Raw genomic sequence first — 17,766 nt, 5'->3', positions numbered from 1 at the left:
TATATACATTACTTTTTAAATTTACTATTTTTATTTAAGCTAAGCAAAAGAAATTAAGCAGTTGAATAGGTTCGTCTTTAGAAAAAAAAGGTACATTTGCACATAAGCACTAAAAAAAAACTATGTTTAATAAACTTAATATCGTTCCTCGCTGGATTATTTTTATATTAGATATTTTTACCGCAGTATGCGCTTTTACCCTAGCCAATATCATTTTTTACAGTTTTGATTTTGCTTTTATACATACAAGCGATTTCGCGATTAGACTGCTTTACGCAATGGGTGTCACTGCAACTTCCTTCTATTTATTCAAGATGCATACCGGTATTATCCGCTATACCAGTGCTGTAGATTCTATTCGTATTCTAACAGCAATAGTTTTCTCAGTTCTTGTTTTCTTGATTATTAAAACTGTGTTTTTAGCGACAGGAGACATGCATACTATACCCGCCTCCTTGATTATTTTATATGCGCTATTTTGCTTTTTATTGCTCACCACCTATAGAACATTTATCAAGATATTCTTTGTTTACACGAAAAATATACGAAGTGAAAGACGCAACACGCTCATATATGGTGCAGGAGATTTAGGCATTACTGTTAAAAGAGCCTTAGACCATGATATCAGATCAAAAAATGCCATTGTTGGTTATTTAGATGACAATGAGCAAAAGATTGGGAAAGTGATTGATGGCATCAAAATTTTTGACCCAAAGAAATTAGGTCAAGTCATCATCGACTTGAACATTGAAGAGGTCATCATTGCTTCTCACAATATACCATTGGAATCTAAAAATGATGTCATCGACATCTGTTTAGCAAAAAAGGTCACGATATTAACGTTGCCTCCCGTCAAGAAAATAATGAATGGGGAGTTAAATCCCAATCAGATACAAAAAATAAAAATTGAAGATCTCCTTGAAAGGTCTCCTATAAAAATCAGTAATACCAATATCTTAAGTCAACTTAAGGGTAAACGGATCTTAGTAACAGGGGCTGCTGGTTTCTATTGGTAGCGAAATTGCAAGACAGTTAGGTAGATTTGAGCCGCAGATGATCATTCTTTGTGACCAAGCGGAGTCACCACTACACAATTTACAACTGGATCTACAGGACGAATACCCGCAGCAAGTCTATCATTCATTTATTGGAGACGTACGTAGTCTTGACCGAATGAAACTGATGTTCGAGACTTTCAAGCCTCATTACGTTTACCATGCTGCTGCATATAAGCATGTCCCGATGATGGAGAATCATCCTTTAGAGGCGGTACATACGAATGTTGTTGGCACAAGAAACATCGCTAATTTAGCGGTTGAATTTGGTGCGGAAAAATTTGTTTTTGTTTCAACCGATAAAGCCGTTAATCCCACAAATATTATGGGTGCTACAAAAAGAATTGCCGAGATATATGTACAATCTTTCAACCACTTCTTACATTCAAATAAGCATATTAATGCGAAGACTAAATTCATAACCACGAGATTTGGCAATGTTTTAGGATCGAATGGCTCTGTTATACCCCGATTTAGAGATCAAATCGAAAAAGGGGGGCCAGTAACGGTTACCCACCCCGAGATCACACGTTATTTCATGACCATTCCCGAAGCTTGCCAGTTGGTACTAGAAGCCGGATCTATGGGTGAAGGCGGTGAAATCTTTGTTTTTGACATGGGTAAATCGGTGAAGATTATTGAATTGGCCAATAAGATGATCAAACTTTCAGGCTATATCCCTAATGAGGATATTGAAATCAAATTTACAGGTCTTCGTCCTGGTGAAAAATTATATGAAGAACTTCTCAACGATTTAGAAAACACAATGCCTACGCATCATAAAAAAATCATGATTGCAAAAGTCAGAGAGAATGATTTTCAACAGGTCAATACGCATCTAGAAAACTTAATAGAGGGTATTAGGGTACAAAACAGACATGATGTCGTTTTAGAAATGAAAAGAATTGTACCTGAATTTAAAAGCCAAAACTCCATCTATGAACAAATAGATAAAGAAATTGAAGCCGAAAGAAACTTAGTAAATAGAGTTTAACGTTTATTATAATTACAAATGCTTGCATATTTACAGTAAAATTGTATTTTTGCAATCTATCTTTTTTCATTGAATCATAATGTCTAAAAATCAAAACCAAAATAACGCTGGACAAGCGAATAAACCTTCACAAGGTTCATCTTTTCAGGACAATCAAAAAAGCATCACTTTTATTGTAGGTGGTATTTTTGTGTTAATTATATTGTATTTTGGATATCAAAAGCTTTATTTACAACCAAGAGCTGAAAAAGCGGCTAATGAAATATTTAAAGCGGAAGAATATGCAACAATAGATTCGTTACAAAATCGTGCTATTGAAGGCGACGGCTCTTTCTTAGGGTTTAAAGAAATCGCAGATGAATATTCAAACACGAAATCGGCTAACATCGCAAATGCTTATTTAGGAGGTTTATACTTACGTCAAGGAAAATACAATGAAGCCATTGAAGCGCTAGAGAACTACTCGGCAACAGGTAGCGCAGTTCTAGATCCATTGGTAATTGGATTAAAAGGTGATGTATATTCTGAATTAAAAGATTATAAAAAAGCAGCTTCATTTTACAAAGAGGCAGCGGATAAATCCACAAACTCGTATACTACTCCAGTATTTTTGAAAAAACTAGGATTAGTATATGAAGCACAAAATGAGTTCAAACAAGCCGCGGATACATACAGAAAAATCAAATTAGATTTCCCTGAAAGTCAAGAAGCAGCTATGATCGATGCTCTTATTGGTCGTGCTCAAGCACATTTATAGCATACAATACTTATTAATCATATTAAAGGTTGCTCTCAAAGGCAGCCTTTTTTTATGGTATCTGCTCAGCAAAAACACATCATAGGCAGATAATACGAACGATAGCAGCCTAGCTTTCACAGGTGCCAACAAAAGATACGAATACTTTTATATCAACATAATTATATTGCGTATCTACGCAAATTTATCTAAGTTTGTTTTAATATGGCAAGTAGCATTAAAAATTTATCCGACTTCTCTCACATCAAAGTTGCAAACGCAAGTCCCTTTAAATTTGGAATTGTTGTAGCGCAGTGGAATGCAGAGATAACTGGAGCTCTACTAAATGGAGCAGTTTCTGGATTAGAAAAGCACGGAGCACAAGAAGAAAATATAACAATCATAGAAGTACCTGGTAGTTATGAATTAATTACTGGAGCTGATATATTATTACGTGATGACTCATTTGACGCAATCATTTGTTTAGGATGCGTGATTCAAGGAGAAACACGCCATTTTGATTTCATCTGTGATGCCGTTGCTAATGGTATCAGTAATGTTGCCATAAAATACAATAAACCTGTTATTTTTGGCGTTCTAACGACAGACAATCAACAACAAGCATTAGATAGGGCTGGCGGCCAACATGGTAACAAAGGTGAGGAAGCAGCAATCACTGCTATACAGATGGCACAGATTAGTGCTCAAAATTAGCCTCATTTCCTCGTATAAAAAGGATTAGGATATTAGCATAGTCTTCGGTTAGATTAAAGATGATATCCAATTTAGCATATGGGCTTATCAAACAAGAATAAAATAATATTGTTATCATATAGTATTTGATCGACTTACGCATTCTGTATAAGATGCGCAAGTCGATTTTATCTTTTATAAAGATTCATATTATGAAAACTATAATAAGAATTGCTTTCTTATACCTTGTCGTGCAATTAAATTTTGCCTTAGGAATAGCACAAGAAAATAATATCCAAAGTAAGCTATGGGCTTCTTTAGGGGGTGCAGACAATTGGCAGGACACAAAATTTCTACTGTTTTCTTGCTCAGGAAACGACAATTCAAATGTATTGAATAGCGATGTCGAGCGATCATTACTTTGGAATCGAGAGACCGGTGAGTGCCGTTTTGAAGCGCAATCTAAAAAAAATGAACAACTTGTCTATTTATTCAATTTCACGACCAATAAGCCCCTCAAACTTTTTATCAATGCTGTGGAGGTAGCGACGATAGATCCAGCATTACAGCAGGATATCCGTCATCAAATCAATGAAGATCTCTATCTCCTATTACTACCGACAATAGGAGATCTCAAAGGAATAAGCTTCTCTGATACAAAAGTGAAATTGCTCAATAATGAGAAACAATTAAGCACGATTGTAGCATACGATGGGGATTTTTATGGTAGTCCAATAAATGGGACTATATTGATTAATGCCAATAGTGGTGAAATAAATGCTTTTGAAAATAGCATCAAATCGATTGACTATCAAATTGATCAATATAAGGATGCGGGATCAGGGTTACGATTGCCCACTTCATTCAATGCCGTCAATAATAAAAAGAAAAGCTGTACATTTACAACTGTTTCTACATTCGAACACGTAGAATCTTCAAAATTTACTGATTTATAATATGATTAACTGGGTTCCTCTAAATAATTTAGACCAACTACAACAGATACTTGATAGTCAACAAGTATGTGCCATTTTCAAACATAGTACTACCTGTGGTATCAGTGGTATGGCTAAGAAAAACTTTGAGCGTTTTGCTAATTTATCGGATAAGTCTTACGATGTTTACTATTTGGATTTATTAGCCTTCAGAGAAATTTCTAATCAAATAGCTTCCATCTGGCATATACAGCATCAGTCGCCTCAATTGTTGATCCTGCAAGGAGATACTTGTATTTTCAATGCTTCACATGGAGAAATTGACTTCGACGATCTTGTTACTTATTTAAAATAGAAAAAGCTACTTAAGTAGCTTTTTCTATTTTAAAATCTATATGATAAACTTATCCTTCTCCTTCCCACCAATCTTCCTTTAAATCGTCAATTTCACGACGATCTCTTTTAGTAGGCCTTCCAGCACCACGATCTCGCTTTAATATTGGGGCATTAAAAACAGATTTGTATGCAGATGTTTCTTCTTCAGGAGTTTGATCTTCATAAAATTGAACGGATGTTTTAGCATCGACCCTCCTTTCGAGTAGTCCCAATACCTTAATAATTTTACGTTCAATTCCCTTTTGCACCTGATAAATATCTCCAATTTTCACAACATAGGATGCCTTTATGTTCTGTCCATTTAATTTTACACGACCAGCTTTACAAGCTTCAGTTGCCAAACTACGTGTTTTAAAAAGACGTATTGACCACAAATATTTATCGATTCGAAGTTTTTCAGTTTCTGTTGCCATTTGTACAAAAATAGTCATATTGACTTAAAATCTGCTGATTATACATTATAAATTGAACAAATTTTAACATATTTGTTCTTAAGTAATAAGAACCATGAATTTTTGATTTATAAAAGATGCTTGAACAATTAAAAAAACTTATTGAAGACGCCTGGGAGGACAGACAACTTCTTGAATATAAAGAATATGCGGAAGCAATTCGTACCGTTATATTAAAGCTTGATACAGGTGAATTAAGAGTTGCCGAACCAATTGGTACGAGATGGCATGTCAATGATTGGATCAAAAAAGCAGTTATTTTATACTTCCCTATTCGTGAAATGAGCGAATCAAGCGCTGGCCCATTCGTTTATTATGATAAGATGAAATTAAAAACGAACTACAAAGAAATTGGCGTTCGTGTAGTACCTGGAGCTTCCGCTCGCTTAGGTGCATATTTAGCTAAAGGCGTTATCTTAATGCCATCTTATGTCAATATTGGTGCTTACGTGGGTGAAGGTACTATGGTGGACACTTGGGCTACTGTAGGTTCATGTGCACAAATCGGTAAAAATGTACACTTAAGTGGTGGTGTTGGTATTGGCGGCGTATTAGAGCCCGTACAAGCTGCTCCAGTTATCATCGAAGATAATGTTTTTGTAGGTTCCCGTACTATCGTTGTAGAAGGTATTCGTGTAGAATCAGAAGCAGTGCTTGGTGCTAACGTGGTATTGACTGCTTCAACTAAAATCATCGATGTATCAGGTCCAGAACCAGTAGAATATAAAGGATATGTACCTGCTCGCTCTGTGGTTATCCCAGGTTCTTACACCAAGAAATTTCCGGCTGGCGAATACCAAGTTCCTTGTGCATTAATCATTGGAAAACGTAAAGAATCAACGGATAAGAAAACATCGTTAAACGATGCGTTACGCGACCATAATGTTGCCGTATAATAAGATAATATAAAAAATAATGGCGCAATTTGTAGATAGGAACGATATTAATCAGGCTTTAGAAGTTCTCAAAAACGGTGGTTTGATTTTATACCCCACAGATACCATCTGGGGTATAGGTTGCGATGCAACGAATCCGGAAGCTGTAGAAAAAGTTTTTCAATTAAAAGGAAGAGCGAAAGATAAAAGCCTCATTATTCTACTACATAATGAAAATCAATTGGCAAGCTACGTCACTGAAATACCAGAAGTAGCCTATCAAATGATTGAATATACAGAAAAACCATTGACCATAATTTATTCAGCAGCTAAAAATTTAGCGCCCAATGTTATTGCTGAAGATGGTTCTATAGGCATTCGTATTGTGAAACATGATTTTTGTCAGCAGCTTTTACAACGCTTTAGAAAACCTCTTGTCTCTACATCCGCCAATTTAAGCGGAGATCCTTCACCAACGTGTTTTGATGATATCAGTGCAGAGATTAAAGATCATGTTGACTATATTGTCAATTTTGGTCAACAGGTTATAAGTGATGGTAAATCTTCAAGTCTGATGAAATTAGATCCCAGTGGAAAGTTTGAATTTATTCGAAAATAAGATGAGTATCAAAAAAATAATCTTGCTAGCTGCTTTAGCATTTGGCATTTCATTGCCTAGTGAAGCACAGCAAAAGGAAATTACTCCTGCTCAAATCGGTGTTCAATATGGTAAAAAGGTTGATAAAGCTGGAGCAATTACGGTTGAAAAGCTTGAAAAATCTTTAGAAAAATCACCAAAGTTCACCGGTAAGGTAAGCGGAAAAGTTGTTCAAGTCTGTACAAAAAAAGGGTGCTTTTTAACACTTCAACGAACTGGAGAGAAAGACCCACTAATGGTTCGATTTACCGACTATAGTTATTTTGTACCCGCTGATCTAATTGGCAAAAATGTCGTGTTGGATGGCTATGCAAAAGTAAAAGAATCTACAAATGAGATTACATTTATAGCAGATGGCGTTTTAGTTGTAAAATAAAACATTTAATACCTAAAAAAGGCTATTTTCAATACTGAGAATAGCCTTTTTTAGGTATAGCATCTCTTTATTAATTATGCTTGATATCTTTGCAGAAGATGAAAATGATTAAAACTACCCCCGCTCAATCTATCAACCTGAAAGGTCGGATCATGACATTTGACCGCCCAATCATTATGGGGATTTTAAATGTTACCCCAGACTCTTTTTTTGATGGAGGACAACACAACCATATAGCGCAAACCCTCACCAAGGCCAAACAATTACTTGATGATGGTGCAGATATCATCGATATTGGAGCTTATTCCTCACGACCGGGAGCTACACTGATTACTTCCCAAGAAGAATTAGACCGTGCCCTTCCAGCCATTGTAGCAATCGTGGCTGCATTTCCAGATGCCATACTATCCATTGATACCTTCCGGGCTGATGTTGCTGAAGCCGCTATTCGTGCTGGTGCACATATGGTCAATGATGTATCAGGCGGTACTATCGATCCCCAGATGTTTCATACTGTAGCAAAACTACAAGTGCCCTATATATTGATGCATATGCGGGGCATTCCTGAAAATATGCAAGAATTAACACAATATCAAGATATAGTTACTGATGTAGCAACCTTTTTTGGAGAACGGATTGCAACATTAAGGAGCCTTGGAATCAAGGATATCATTCTTGATCCTGGTTATGGGTTTGCAAAAAATGTAGAACAAAATTATGAGCTCCTTTACCGTGTAGATGAATTGCACTACTTTGGCCTTCCGATACTCGGGGGTATATCCAGGAAGTCTATGATTTATAAGAAGCTGGGACTAAATCCTCAAGAAGCATTAAATGGAACAACAGTACTCAATACCCTGCTCCTTAGTAAAGGAGTCCAATTACTTCGTGTACACGACGTGAAAGAGGCGAAGCAAATTGTAGATTTATTATTTCAATAACGATTATATCAAAAACAAAGGGCCTAATCATCTTTAGGCCCTTTGTTTTTGATAGATTATAATACTTCCAGCAACTTTTCAAAGGCCATCCCTCTCGATGCTTTTAAGAGTATGGTGGAATCAGAGATGGGTTCATTTGCTAACGCCATCTTGACATCATTTGTAGTTTCAAAAAATTCTCCTCCGATTTCGTTATGTTCGCAAAAAGCCTTTCCCACAAAAATCAACCGCGCATCCTGAATGGTTTTAGCATACGCAATCACTTTTTTATGCTCATCAAAAGATTCAGCTCCGAGCTCAAACATATCGCCCAAAATAACGACTTTGTGTTCTGCCTCTACGATTCTCATATTCGCCAATGCCGCTTCCATACTTGTTGCATTCGCATTATAATAATCACAAATCACCGTATTACGATCAGTTTTCGTAATTTGGGATCGATTATTTGTTGGTTTATATTCAGAAATAGCCGCATTGATATTCACTAGTGGAACATTAAAATAATGCCCAATAGCAATAGCCGCTAAAAAATTTTCAATATTATATGCCCCTGTCAGTTGTGTATCTGCTTGAAAAAGATCTTCCGATCCCTGAAGATGCCATTCAATTTGTAATAATGGATTTGCTTTAATCAAACGACCAATAACAGCATTAGAGTCTGAAAAACCATATTTCACCACCTGTTTAAACTGGCGTCGTCCAGCCATTTCCGTAAGAAAAAGATTGTCAGCTTGTAAAAATAATGTCCCCTTATTGTCTTGCAACCAATCGTAAAGCTCACCCTTTGTTTTCTTTACACCCTCGAAAGAACCAAATCCCTCTAAATGCGCTTTCCCTACATTGGATATCAGTCCATGGGTCGGTTCGGCTATCCGGCACAAAAAATCAATTTCACCAACATGATTTGCTCCCATTTCAATAATAGCGATTTCAATGTGCTGATCTATAGCCAACAAAGTCAGTGGTACACCGATATGGTTATTTAAATTACCATGGGTAGCGTACGTTTTAAATTTCTTTGATAAAACAGCATTCAACAATTCTTTAGTTGTTGTCTTTCCATTAGTACCCGTAACACCAATAAATGGAATATCCAATTGCCGACGATGATAATGCGCTAAGGCCTGTAGCGTCTCCAATACATTTTCAACTAATACAAACCGATCATCTTGCTGATATTGCTCTTCATCTATGATGGCATATGCCGCACCAGATGCCAAAGCTTGCTCTGCAAATTCATTCCCATTAAAATTCGAACCTTTTAATGCAAAAAAAAGTGAATCAGGTAAAATATGGCGTGTGTCTGTCGATACAACAGGGTATTGCTTAAATAAGTGATATAATGCTTTCAATTCCATTCTTAAAAACGTTTTCATGATGACGGCAATAAATCACAATCATCAAACAAATATAATGATTTAGAAAACGATAAATCAGCACAAAAATTCCAATATAATAACAAGTAAAAATCAGTATAATTAAACAATCCTTATTCTTGATTTAGATCGAGCTGAAATACAGCTAGGACAGCTGATCTATGTAGGTAAATTGCTAATTAAAGTGTTTTATCTAAAAAAGCAATCATTTTATCGACCATTGGTCCAAACCAAGGGTTGAAAAACCAAAATGTATGTGGTGAATCTTCAAATTCAAAAACCTCAGAATAAATACCAAAATCATTCATCTTCCTGATCATATCACTCCTTTCTGCATGGAAACGAGGAATAGCACTATTCAAAAATAATGTCGGAGCAGTTAACGAATTGACTTTGAACAAAGGAGATGCGTCGTCCCAATGTGCAGGATTCTGTTGATATGTTCCCCCCAACCAAAATGAAGCCATTTCCCCCTCTTCCGACTCAGGATGGTGAAAAGCAAGAATCCCATCAATATTGACCACAGATTTAACAAATGATTTTTTATTACTATGTGTATTTGACCCCAGCAAACTAGCCAATTGTCCACCTGAGGAGGTGCCGACAACCCCAATTCTTTTCATATCAATAGGCAATTGCTTTTGGCTTTTAGCCCATAAAATGGCATCGATCAAATCGTCATAAGCAGCAGGGAATTTCGCTTCTAGCGAAAGCCTATATTCTACACTCAACACCACATATTTATCAGCTAGGGCCTTCGCCATCGTAGCCATCATCTCTTTATTGCCAGAGCGCCATCCTCCACCATGTATCAAAATGAGACATGGATAAATACTGTCAAAATTTTGAGGGAGGTAGGCGTCCAATGATAATATCCTATCCACGGTCTTTTTATAAGGAATCTGACGAATTGTCAAAACATGAGTATCTGTTTTTTCCGCCAAAGAAATATAGGCTCTCTTCTTGCTTTCCTTGACAAAAGTATTTTGTATTGTAAACGAGGTATCCACCTTTAATTGTTCTTGAGCAACACTAGACAAGAACAAAAGATTAAAAACAATAAGCCAAAAACAATTCTTCAATATTTCTAAATTTTCATTCATTTCCTGATGTTAACATAAGTGCTACAGGTACAAATCCCTTTACACCATTTTTTTAAGCTACAGCTCTTAATAATGGTTGGATTTTAATCTCAACCCAATATGAAGCATAAAAGAACCATCTGTATATCCCCTCAAATCAGAAGCAAATTATCGAATATATTTGTTGAAACCTCATAAAAAATACGCTAAATTTTCACAACTGACTACAGATCGTACAGCTTTAAAAGAAAATATCAATGAAAACGTTTTCGTAAATATAAGCTGTTGTTTTTGCCCAACTTATTATTAGAAGCCTTAACTTTAACGTATATCTATAACCATTTATCAACCTAAATAACAAGTAATTACTTGCCAATAGATATGGATACACTTGTTTAGGAAGTTAAAACAATAAACTTATTTTTCTTTATACCAATAATATATAGAAAAAGTAAACCAAAAAGATGAACAATAATAAACCAACAAAGTATCGCTGGAGCGTTTGTGCCCTCCTTTTTTTTGCTACCACTATAAACTATTTAGATAGGCAAGTACTTTCTTTAACTTGGAAAGACTTTATCAGCCCCGAGTTTCACTGGACAAACAACGACTACGGAAACATTACGGCTTTATTTTCCATATTTTATGCCGTAAGCATGTTATTTGCAGGACGTTTCGTAGATTGGATGGATACAAAAAAAGGCTTTCTTTGGGCTATTGGTATTTGGTCAATTGGTGCTATTCTTCATGCATTCTGCGGCATCGTTACAGCGGGGCAACTGACGGGAAATTGGATTTTTAACTTCGAGGAGTCCAAAGCAGCAATAGCAACGGTTAATGATGTTGGTTTAGTAATCAGTACAAGTGTCACCTTATTCATTTTTGCACGTTTTGTATTAGCAGTAGGAGAAGCGGGGAACTTTCCTGCGGCAATTAAAGCAACTGCAGAATATTTCCCCAAAAAAGATCGTGGCTTATCGACCAGTATCTTTAATGCAGGGGCAACTATCGGCGCATTAGTGGCACCCATAACCATACCTACAATTGCCAAACACTATGGTTGGGAGATGTCCTTTATTATTATTGGAGCGCTGGGTTTTATATGGATGGGATTTTGGATATTTATGTATAAAAAACCTGAAGAACACCCTAAGGTTAATGAAAGTGAGCTAACCTACATCTTACAAGACTCTGCTCATCATACAGAAGAACAAAAATCCAATGAAAAGATAAGAGTCTCTTTCCTCGAATGCTTTAAACATAAACAAACATGGGCTTTTGCCTTTGGAAAATTTATGACAGATGGTGTGTGGTGGTTTTTTCTATTTTGGATGCCTGCTTACCTCAGTAGCGTGTATGACATTAAGTCGTCGGATACACAGGGACAACTCGCTATTTTTGTTTTATATGCGATTACACTATTCTCCATCTACGGCGGATATCTGCCCACACTCTTTGTTGAAAAGAAAGGTATGAATCCCTATGATGGCAGAATGAAAGCGATGTTAATTTTTGCATTTATTCCATTAATAGTATTATTTGCACAACCATTAGGCTATATTTCCTATTGGGTTCCAGTAATCTTTATTGGGATAGCGGGAGCTGCACATCAATCTTGGTCGGCTAATATTTTCTGTACCGTCGGCGACATGTTTCCAAAGAAAGCTATTGCTACAGTAACCGGCATCGGTGGTTTAGCAGGAGGTTTAGGTGCATTTATCATCAACAAAATATCAGGTGTTCTTTTTGATTATGCTAAAGAAACACAAATGAAATTTATGGGGTTCAATGGAGAGGCTGCGGGTTATTTCATCATTTTTTCCTTTTGTGCTTTTGCCTATCTTATTGCGTGGGTAGTCATGAAGGCATTAGTTCCAAAAATGAAAATTGTAAATTTATAACGGAAATTTTGTAGATTTATAAAATATTGTATCTTTATAATATAAATAATTCAACACCTAATCCAAAATTAAATTAAACTCTAAAATGAACTTAGAATTAGAAAGTATTTTCTACGAGGAGAGTAACATCCCTCCTGAATTTACGCTTCAACAACAAGTCGATCAACGCGAGTTCCTTTCTGATGGGGAAATGATTCCTTGGGAAGGTCAAATCAATGAAGTTTTTTCACCGATATGTGTTAAGACCAAGGATGGTCTTCAACGAAAACGCATCGGTAGTTTCCCTGTATGTACAGAAAAAGAATCAATGGCTGCGTTAGATGCTGCTGTTAATGCTTTTGATAACGGACGCGGAGAATGGCCAACAATGAGTGTCGCTGATCGCATTACTTGTGTCGAGAATTTCACGAAAAAAATGATCGAGAAGAAAGACATCGTTGTCAAATTGATCATGTGGGAAATCGGAAAATCATTCACTGATTCTATTAAAGAATTTGATCGTACAGTAGAATACATTTATGCAACTATCGACGCTTTAAAAGATATCGATAGACAATCATCAAGATTCGAGATAGAACAAGGTATCATTGCGCAGATCAGACGTTCACCACTAGGTGTAGTACTTTGTATGGGGCCGTTCAATTATCCTTTGAACGAAACCTTTACCACGCTAATACCGGCATTGATAATGGGGAATACGCTGTTATTCAAACCACCTAAGCATGGTACTTTATTACATTACCCTTTATTAGATGCCTTCAGAACAAGTTTTCCTAAAGGTGTGGTCAATACCATCTATGGTAGAGGTAATAATATTGTTCCGAGCTTGATGCAGTCTGGAAAAATTAACGTTTTAACTTTAATTGGATCTAGTAAGGTCGCCAATGAATTAAAAAAACTACATCCAAAAGTAAATCGTCTTCGTGCCATTTTAGGTTTAGATGCCAAAAATGCTGCGATTATTACAAAAGATGCAGACCTCAATTTGGCCGTATCAGAAACGGTGCTAGGTTCACTATCATTCAATGGGCAACGTTGTACAGCAATCAAAATAGTGTATGTACACCGCAGTATTGCTCAGGAATTCTTGAAACGCTTGACAGTTGAAGTAGAGAAACTGAAGTTTGGTATGCCTTGGGAAAAAGGAGTCTCGTTGACCCCACTACCTGAATTGAATAAACCTGCTTATCTAACGGAGTGTATCGAAGATGCGATTGCGAATGGAGCAAAAGTCATTAATCCAAATGGCGGACAAGTTGCGGAATCATTTGTATATCCTGCAATTGTGTATCCCGTAAATGCCAATATGAAACTTTACAGAGAAGAACAGTTTGGCCCAGTTATCCCTGTAGTTCCATTTGATGACTTGGAGGAACCAATTGAATATCTGATTGAATCATCTCATGGTCAGCAAGTAAGTATTTTCAGCAACAATGCAGCTGTGATATCATCTTTAATCGATCCACTAGTGAACCAAGTAAGTCGTGTAAATATTAATTGTCAATGCCAAAGAGGACCAGACAACTTCCCGTTTACTGGCCGTAAAGATAGTGCCGAAGGCACTTTATCGGTTGTTGATGCATTACGTGCATTCTCGATTCGTTCACTTGTCGCAGCGAAATTCACGGATGAAAACAAAAAAATACTGAACGAAATTGTAAGTAGCAATAGCTCCAATTTCTTAAGTACCAAATACATCTTTTAAACAAAAAAGGGGCTTTGCCCCTTTTTTTATTTAAAGTTGTTTCGCTATTGCCACATGTTACTCCTTTCCCATAGGATGACTCTCTACAAACCATAAGTTACAAATACCATTTATCTTCTGCATATTAAAGCGTAAACAGCATGAATAAAAAAAACCGCAAGTACTTTCATACTTACGGCCTACATATTAAATAAACATTGAAACTACTAATTTTTATTGTGCACGTTGCTTTTCTTCATTATCTGTACTCTTTTTCTTAACTACATTTTTCAAATTCCCAAATTTATATGAATAAGTCAAACGTGCAACCCTACGATCTTGATGTTGTCTAATCTTCGTATTAAACGATGAGAAATTCGTCGACAGATTCTGGTTACTGGTATTGAAAATATCAGAAACAGCAAGTTTAAGCGAACTTCTTTTATCTTTAAAGTTTTTGGTAATACCAATTTGTGCGTCCCAGCGACTTTCCAATTTATATATATTATAGGTAAACGGAGAGAAATAACGAAGATTCATCTCTGCAGAAACCGACGGCGACAGTTTAAAAGAACTCATCGAGTTTACTTGGAACAGAACACTTGTGTTATTAACGACCGACCCTGCTATTGCCCCATCAAAATTCATATAAACAGCCGTGATATTATTATAAGAAGACCAGAACTTCGCCACTTGAACTGGCAGGCTCAGATTCACAAATGCTGAATTGCTTTTCCCAAGGTTTTCACGTGTCACCCATGTTGTGTTTTTAACCGAATCCTGCCCCATACTTTCAACGATCGCATCAGTCTGTGCATTATAGCCCAACGTGACTGTATACTTCTTATATAGGGTATAATTCAAGTTCAATTCGTTTGCATACTGCGGATTTAGGTACGGATTTCCACGCTCTGAAGTATATTTATCAATAAAATAATCAAAAGGGTTAAGCTGGCGGTAGTTGGGTCTTGTGATTTTTCTCGAATACCCTAAAGAGAAAATATGATTTTCATCTGCATCATAACTCAAATTTGCAGATGGAAACAAATCAAAATAATCTCTTTTTACTTGTTTATTCTCTGTGATCGAGTGTCCATCGGATAGCGTATATTCCCCTCTTAAACCAGCCTTAATACCCCATTTACCGATTTGATTATCATAATCAATGTAACCTGCAGTAATTTGCTCGGTATAAACAAAGTGATTCGATCGATTGACAATATCAGTCCAAGCGCCATCCAGCTGTTCCTCAAATAAGAGGTTATTATCCGACTTTACATTTGAATACTTCACCCCTGTTTCAAGGTTAGAGGTCTTGCTTAGCGGTTGATTATAATCGAGCTTAGCAACATAAATGTCAATACCAATTGGCATTTGACTTCGTAATAATTCTGGATCTCTTATTAATTCGTTATTCAGATCAAACAATCTATTGTCATAATCTGCTTTTTTGCTATTTCTAAATTTACTCCAATCCAAATCCAAGACCAATTTTTTACCGGTCGAATCGATCTTAAACTCATTATTAAAATTAAAAGAATAGCGATTAAATCCTTCCCTGAATTGAGACATTGAGGTCAATGTAGAATCTAGCGTAGTCAGATTTGGTCCGATAAAAGATTTACTATCATTATCATTAAGCTCTACATTATTACTCCCATTAAACTGCAAAGACATCACATTACGCTCAGATGTCCGCTGTTCCACTCCTACTTTATATGCGTGTGTCCGATCTTTGATATGTAGATTTGATTTCTGATCAAATGCGGTCTCCACACCATTGTTTGCGATAATACGCTCTAAATTAATTCGGTTTATATATCGTTCATCACTATACGAGTAAGACCCAAAATAAGTGGTGTTATTTTTTTTGTAATTAAGAGACAATGCTGTATTACCTCTAAACTTCTCGGCTAATCCAGCAGTAGCAGAAAAATTACCATTAAAACCCTCCATCCGACTCTTCTTCATCACAATATTGATCGTTCCTACAGCACCCTCGGCATCATCCTTAGCACTACGTGACTTGATCACCTCAACAGCCTTAATCTGGTTACCATCGGTACTTTTAAGTAGCGTCGCCAATTGTTCACCAGTCATATAAGTTTGACGACCGTCGATCGTAACTTTAACACCAGACTGCCCCATGAGCTGTAGATTATTATCATTATCCAAGCTAACTCCTGGAGCGCGCTGTACAATATCCAATCCATTATTGCCTGCGGCTAAAGGAGAATTTTCAACATTTAAAATCAGTTTTCCTTGCTTATTCTCAACCAGAGGTCTTTTCCCTTCTACAGTCACTTCAGATAACGTATTAGTACTTGGCGCCAACTGCAGATCAGCCAACACTTGCTTCGTATTACTATAGTTGAAAATAGCCGAACGCTTTACATCGTAACCAATCATTCGTGCTTCGACATAATAAGATCCAGCAGCAATATTTTCAAAAGAATATTGCCCATCTTCCTTTGTAACGGCTGTTTTCAAGATGGTATTATTGGCACTATGAATCAAATAAGTAGTCACTGAACTCATTTGTTCATTTTTTTCATTCACAACCCTACCAGTCACATCAATAGCCGCCCAGAGTAGCTGTGTACTGATTGCAAATAAGACCGTTAGTAATAATTTCGTTTTCATTTTATGGTTTAGGTTTCTTCTATCGAAATAGAAATCTATGATTGATTAGTATACATTTTTAAAATAATGTTACAATCTCAAGAGATTATTTTAAAAATCTAGGTGCATAGCACCTAGGTCTTATTTTTTCTTTTCTTTGCTTTCTATAATGACGCCACTTGGAGTAATACTGATGATGGTATCGCGCTTAATCACTGTTGTATCATCCACAACAACATCTTCTTCATTTTTATCGTCCGTCTCGACCACCTCCGGAAGCGCACATTTCAAACCGAGATTCGTCATGACCCATTCCGTTTCTTTAACATCATTATTTTCATAGCGATTAAAACATTCATAATAGGAGATATCAGCATAATTACGTTGCAGATCCCTATTCAATACTACTTTTGCTCCAACAGGAAGATACAGGGTAACATTTACTTTTTGATCTCGATACAACTCTTTTTCACCCAATTTAAAGTGACTATCAAAAACAATATTTACACTATCCTGAACAGCTTTGTAATTGATGGCAGAAGCTCTTTTAGTTGCTAGATTATAATTAGAACCCTTAGCGGCATATTCGTATTTGATATAAGGTGCTTGAGTAGAATCAATGCGTTCAAAACGGATACGGATATCGTCCTGTAGATATTCCGATAAGTTGGTGCCTATCTTCAGATTTGAACGGCCCTCATCCCCATTAATTTTAATTACCCTTACATCACGTTCGTTAATACGATATATAGACCTAACCTCCAATGGTTTTTCTTCGACAATTCTACTTTCTTCTTTAAAGTCCTTCGCTACTGAGCCTGCATAATAGACCATAGCTCCCAATGAAATAAGCCATACTAAAAACAAAGAAGTTGTCAGATAATTATTCATCGATCTTCGGTTAAACAAAAGACGTATGATCAGGTAAAACAAACCTGCAAACGGAATCGCAACCGCTAAAAAAGCTGCTGCTAGCGCCCATGGAGCCTG

Annotated in this window: 17 protein-coding genes; 12 read left to right on the top strand and 5 right to left on the bottom strand. The window is 36.4% G+C overall.

All coding sequences use genetic code 11. The features are described from left to right. The first annotated feature begins 122 nt into the window (after positions 1-122). From ACFX5U_RS00160 to ytxJ, 6 genes are all read left to right on the top strand, one after another. Positions 123-1,016, top strand: coding sequence for a nucleoside-diphosphate sugar epimerase/dehydratase (locus tag ACFX5U_RS00160; protein ID WP_400262217.1), 894 nt, complete (start codon positions 123-125; stop codon positions 1,014-1,016). Positions 1,017-1,053: 37 nt separating this feature from the next. Then, positions 1,054-2,049 (top strand): UDP-N-acetylglucosamine 4,6-dehydratase family protein, encoded by a 996-nt coding sequence (locus tag ACFX5U_RS00155; protein ID WP_400262216.1) that lies wholly within the window; start codon positions 1,054-1,056, stop codon positions 2,047-2,049. Positions 2,050-2,128: 79 nt separating this feature from the next. After that, positions 2,129-2,806, top strand: a complete 678-nt coding sequence (locus ACFX5U_RS00150) for a tol-pal system YbgF family protein (protein WP_400262215.1) — start codon at positions 2,129-2,131, stop codon at positions 2,804-2,806. A 204-nt stretch (positions 2,807-3,010) separates the two neighbouring features. After that, positions 3,011-3,499: a 6,7-dimethyl-8-ribityllumazine synthase gene (gene ribH, locus ACFX5U_RS00145; RefSeq protein ID WP_038695268.1), complete on the top strand. Its 489-nt coding sequence runs from the start codon at positions 3,011-3,013 to the stop codon at positions 3,497-3,499. Between the two features lie 191 nt (positions 3,500-3,690). Continuing rightward, complete coding sequence (locus ACFX5U_RS00140; RefSeq protein WP_144243244.1) at positions 3,691-4,434, top strand: hypothetical protein; 744 nt, start codon at positions 3,691-3,693, stop codon at positions 4,432-4,434. A 1-nt stretch (position 4,435) separates the two neighbouring features. Then, positions 4,436-4,768: a bacillithiol system redox-active protein YtxJ gene (ytxJ, locus tag ACFX5U_RS00135; RefSeq protein ID WP_051959728.1), complete on the top strand. Its 333-nt coding sequence runs from the start codon at positions 4,436-4,438 to the stop codon at positions 4,766-4,768. A 49-nt stretch (positions 4,769-4,817) separates the two neighbouring features. On the opposite strand, the gene ACFX5U_RS00130 is transcribed toward ytxJ, so the two are convergent. Beyond that, complete coding sequence (locus tag ACFX5U_RS00130) at positions 4,818-5,240, bottom strand: RNA-binding S4 domain-containing protein (protein WP_280571319.1); 423 nt, start codon at positions 5,238-5,240, stop codon at positions 4,818-4,820. Positions 5,241-5,338: 98 nt separating this feature from the next. On the opposite strand from ACFX5U_RS00130, the gene ACFX5U_RS00125 reads away from it, so the two are divergent. The 4 genes from ACFX5U_RS00125 to folP all read left to right on the top strand — a co-directional run bounded on the left by ACFX5U_RS00125 (position 5,339) and on the right by folP (position 8,111). Continuing rightward, on the top strand, positions 5,339-6,157 hold the full coding sequence (locus ACFX5U_RS00125; protein WP_038695264.1) for a 2,3,4,5-tetrahydropyridine-2,6-dicarboxylate N-succinyltransferase: 819 nt from the start codon (positions 5,339-5,341) through the stop codon (positions 6,155-6,157). Positions 6,158-6,176: 19 nt separating this feature from the next. Continuing rightward, positions 6,177-6,755 carry an L-threonylcarbamoyladenylate synthase gene (locus ACFX5U_RS00120; protein WP_038695262.1) on the top strand — a complete coding sequence of 193 codons (579 nt, stop codon included), beginning with the start codon at positions 6,177-6,179 and terminating at the stop codon, positions 6,753-6,755. Position 6,756: 1 nt separating this feature from the next. Continuing rightward, entirely contained in the window at positions 6,757-7,170 is a 414-nt protein-coding gene (locus tag ACFX5U_RS00115) for a DUF4920 domain-containing protein (protein ID WP_051959727.1), read from the top strand. Between the two features lie 98 nt (positions 7,171-7,268). Beyond that, positions 7,269-8,111, top strand: a complete 843-nt coding sequence (folP, locus tag ACFX5U_RS00110) for a dihydropteroate synthase (RefSeq protein ID WP_400262214.1) — start codon at positions 7,269-7,271, stop codon at positions 8,109-8,111. A gap of 56 nt (positions 8,112-8,167) precedes the next feature. On the opposite strand, the gene murF is transcribed toward folP, so the two are convergent. Together murF and ACFX5U_RS00100 are read right to left on the bottom strand one after the other, a co-directional pair. Next, entirely contained in the window at positions 8,168-9,487 is a 1,320-nt protein-coding gene (gene murF / locus ACFX5U_RS00105; protein ID WP_400262213.1) for a UDP-N-acetylmuramoyl-tripeptide--D-alanyl-D-alanine ligase, read from the bottom strand. Between the two features lie 179 nt (positions 9,488-9,666). Next, entirely contained in the window at positions 9,667-10,590 is a 924-nt protein-coding gene (locus ACFX5U_RS00100; protein ID WP_400262212.1) for an alpha/beta hydrolase, read from the bottom strand. A gap of 443 nt (positions 10,591-11,033) precedes the next feature. Between ACFX5U_RS00100 and ACFX5U_RS00095 the strand changes: the two genes are divergently transcribed. Both ACFX5U_RS00095 and ACFX5U_RS00090 read left to right on the top strand, forming a co-directional pair. Beyond that, positions 11,034-12,470: an MFS transporter gene (locus ACFX5U_RS00095; RefSeq protein WP_280571322.1), complete on the top strand. Its 1,437-nt coding sequence runs from the start codon at positions 11,034-11,036 to the stop codon at positions 12,468-12,470. Between the two features lie 85 nt (positions 12,471-12,555). Further along, entirely contained in the window at positions 12,556-14,175 is a 1,620-nt protein-coding gene (locus tag ACFX5U_RS00090) for an NADP-dependent glyceraldehyde-3-phosphate dehydrogenase (protein ID WP_038695255.1), read from the top strand. A 213-nt stretch (positions 14,176-14,388) separates the two neighbouring features. On the opposite strand, the gene ACFX5U_RS00085 is transcribed toward ACFX5U_RS00090, so the two are convergent. Together ACFX5U_RS00085 and ACFX5U_RS00080 are read right to left on the bottom strand one after the other, a co-directional pair. Then, the gene (locus ACFX5U_RS00085) at positions 14,389-16,797 is read right to left on the bottom strand and encodes a TonB-dependent receptor domain-containing protein (protein WP_400262211.1); all 2,409 of its coding nucleotides are present in this window, start codon (positions 16,795-16,797) and stop codon (positions 14,389-14,391) included. A 120-nt stretch (positions 16,798-16,917) separates the two neighbouring features. Then, entirely contained in the window at positions 16,918-17,724 is an 807-nt protein-coding gene (locus ACFX5U_RS00080) for a hypothetical protein (protein ID WP_400263628.1), read from the bottom strand. Between the last annotated feature and the right edge of the window lie 42 nt (positions 17,725-17,766).

This window comes from Sphingobacterium sp. SG20118 (assembly GCF_044740685.1).
GTDB lineage: Bacteria > Bacteroidota > Bacteroidia > Sphingobacteriales > Sphingobacteriaceae > Sphingobacterium.
Note: the sequence above shows the minus strand (reverse complement) of the source record. Positions and strands in the feature narration are given on the sequence as shown.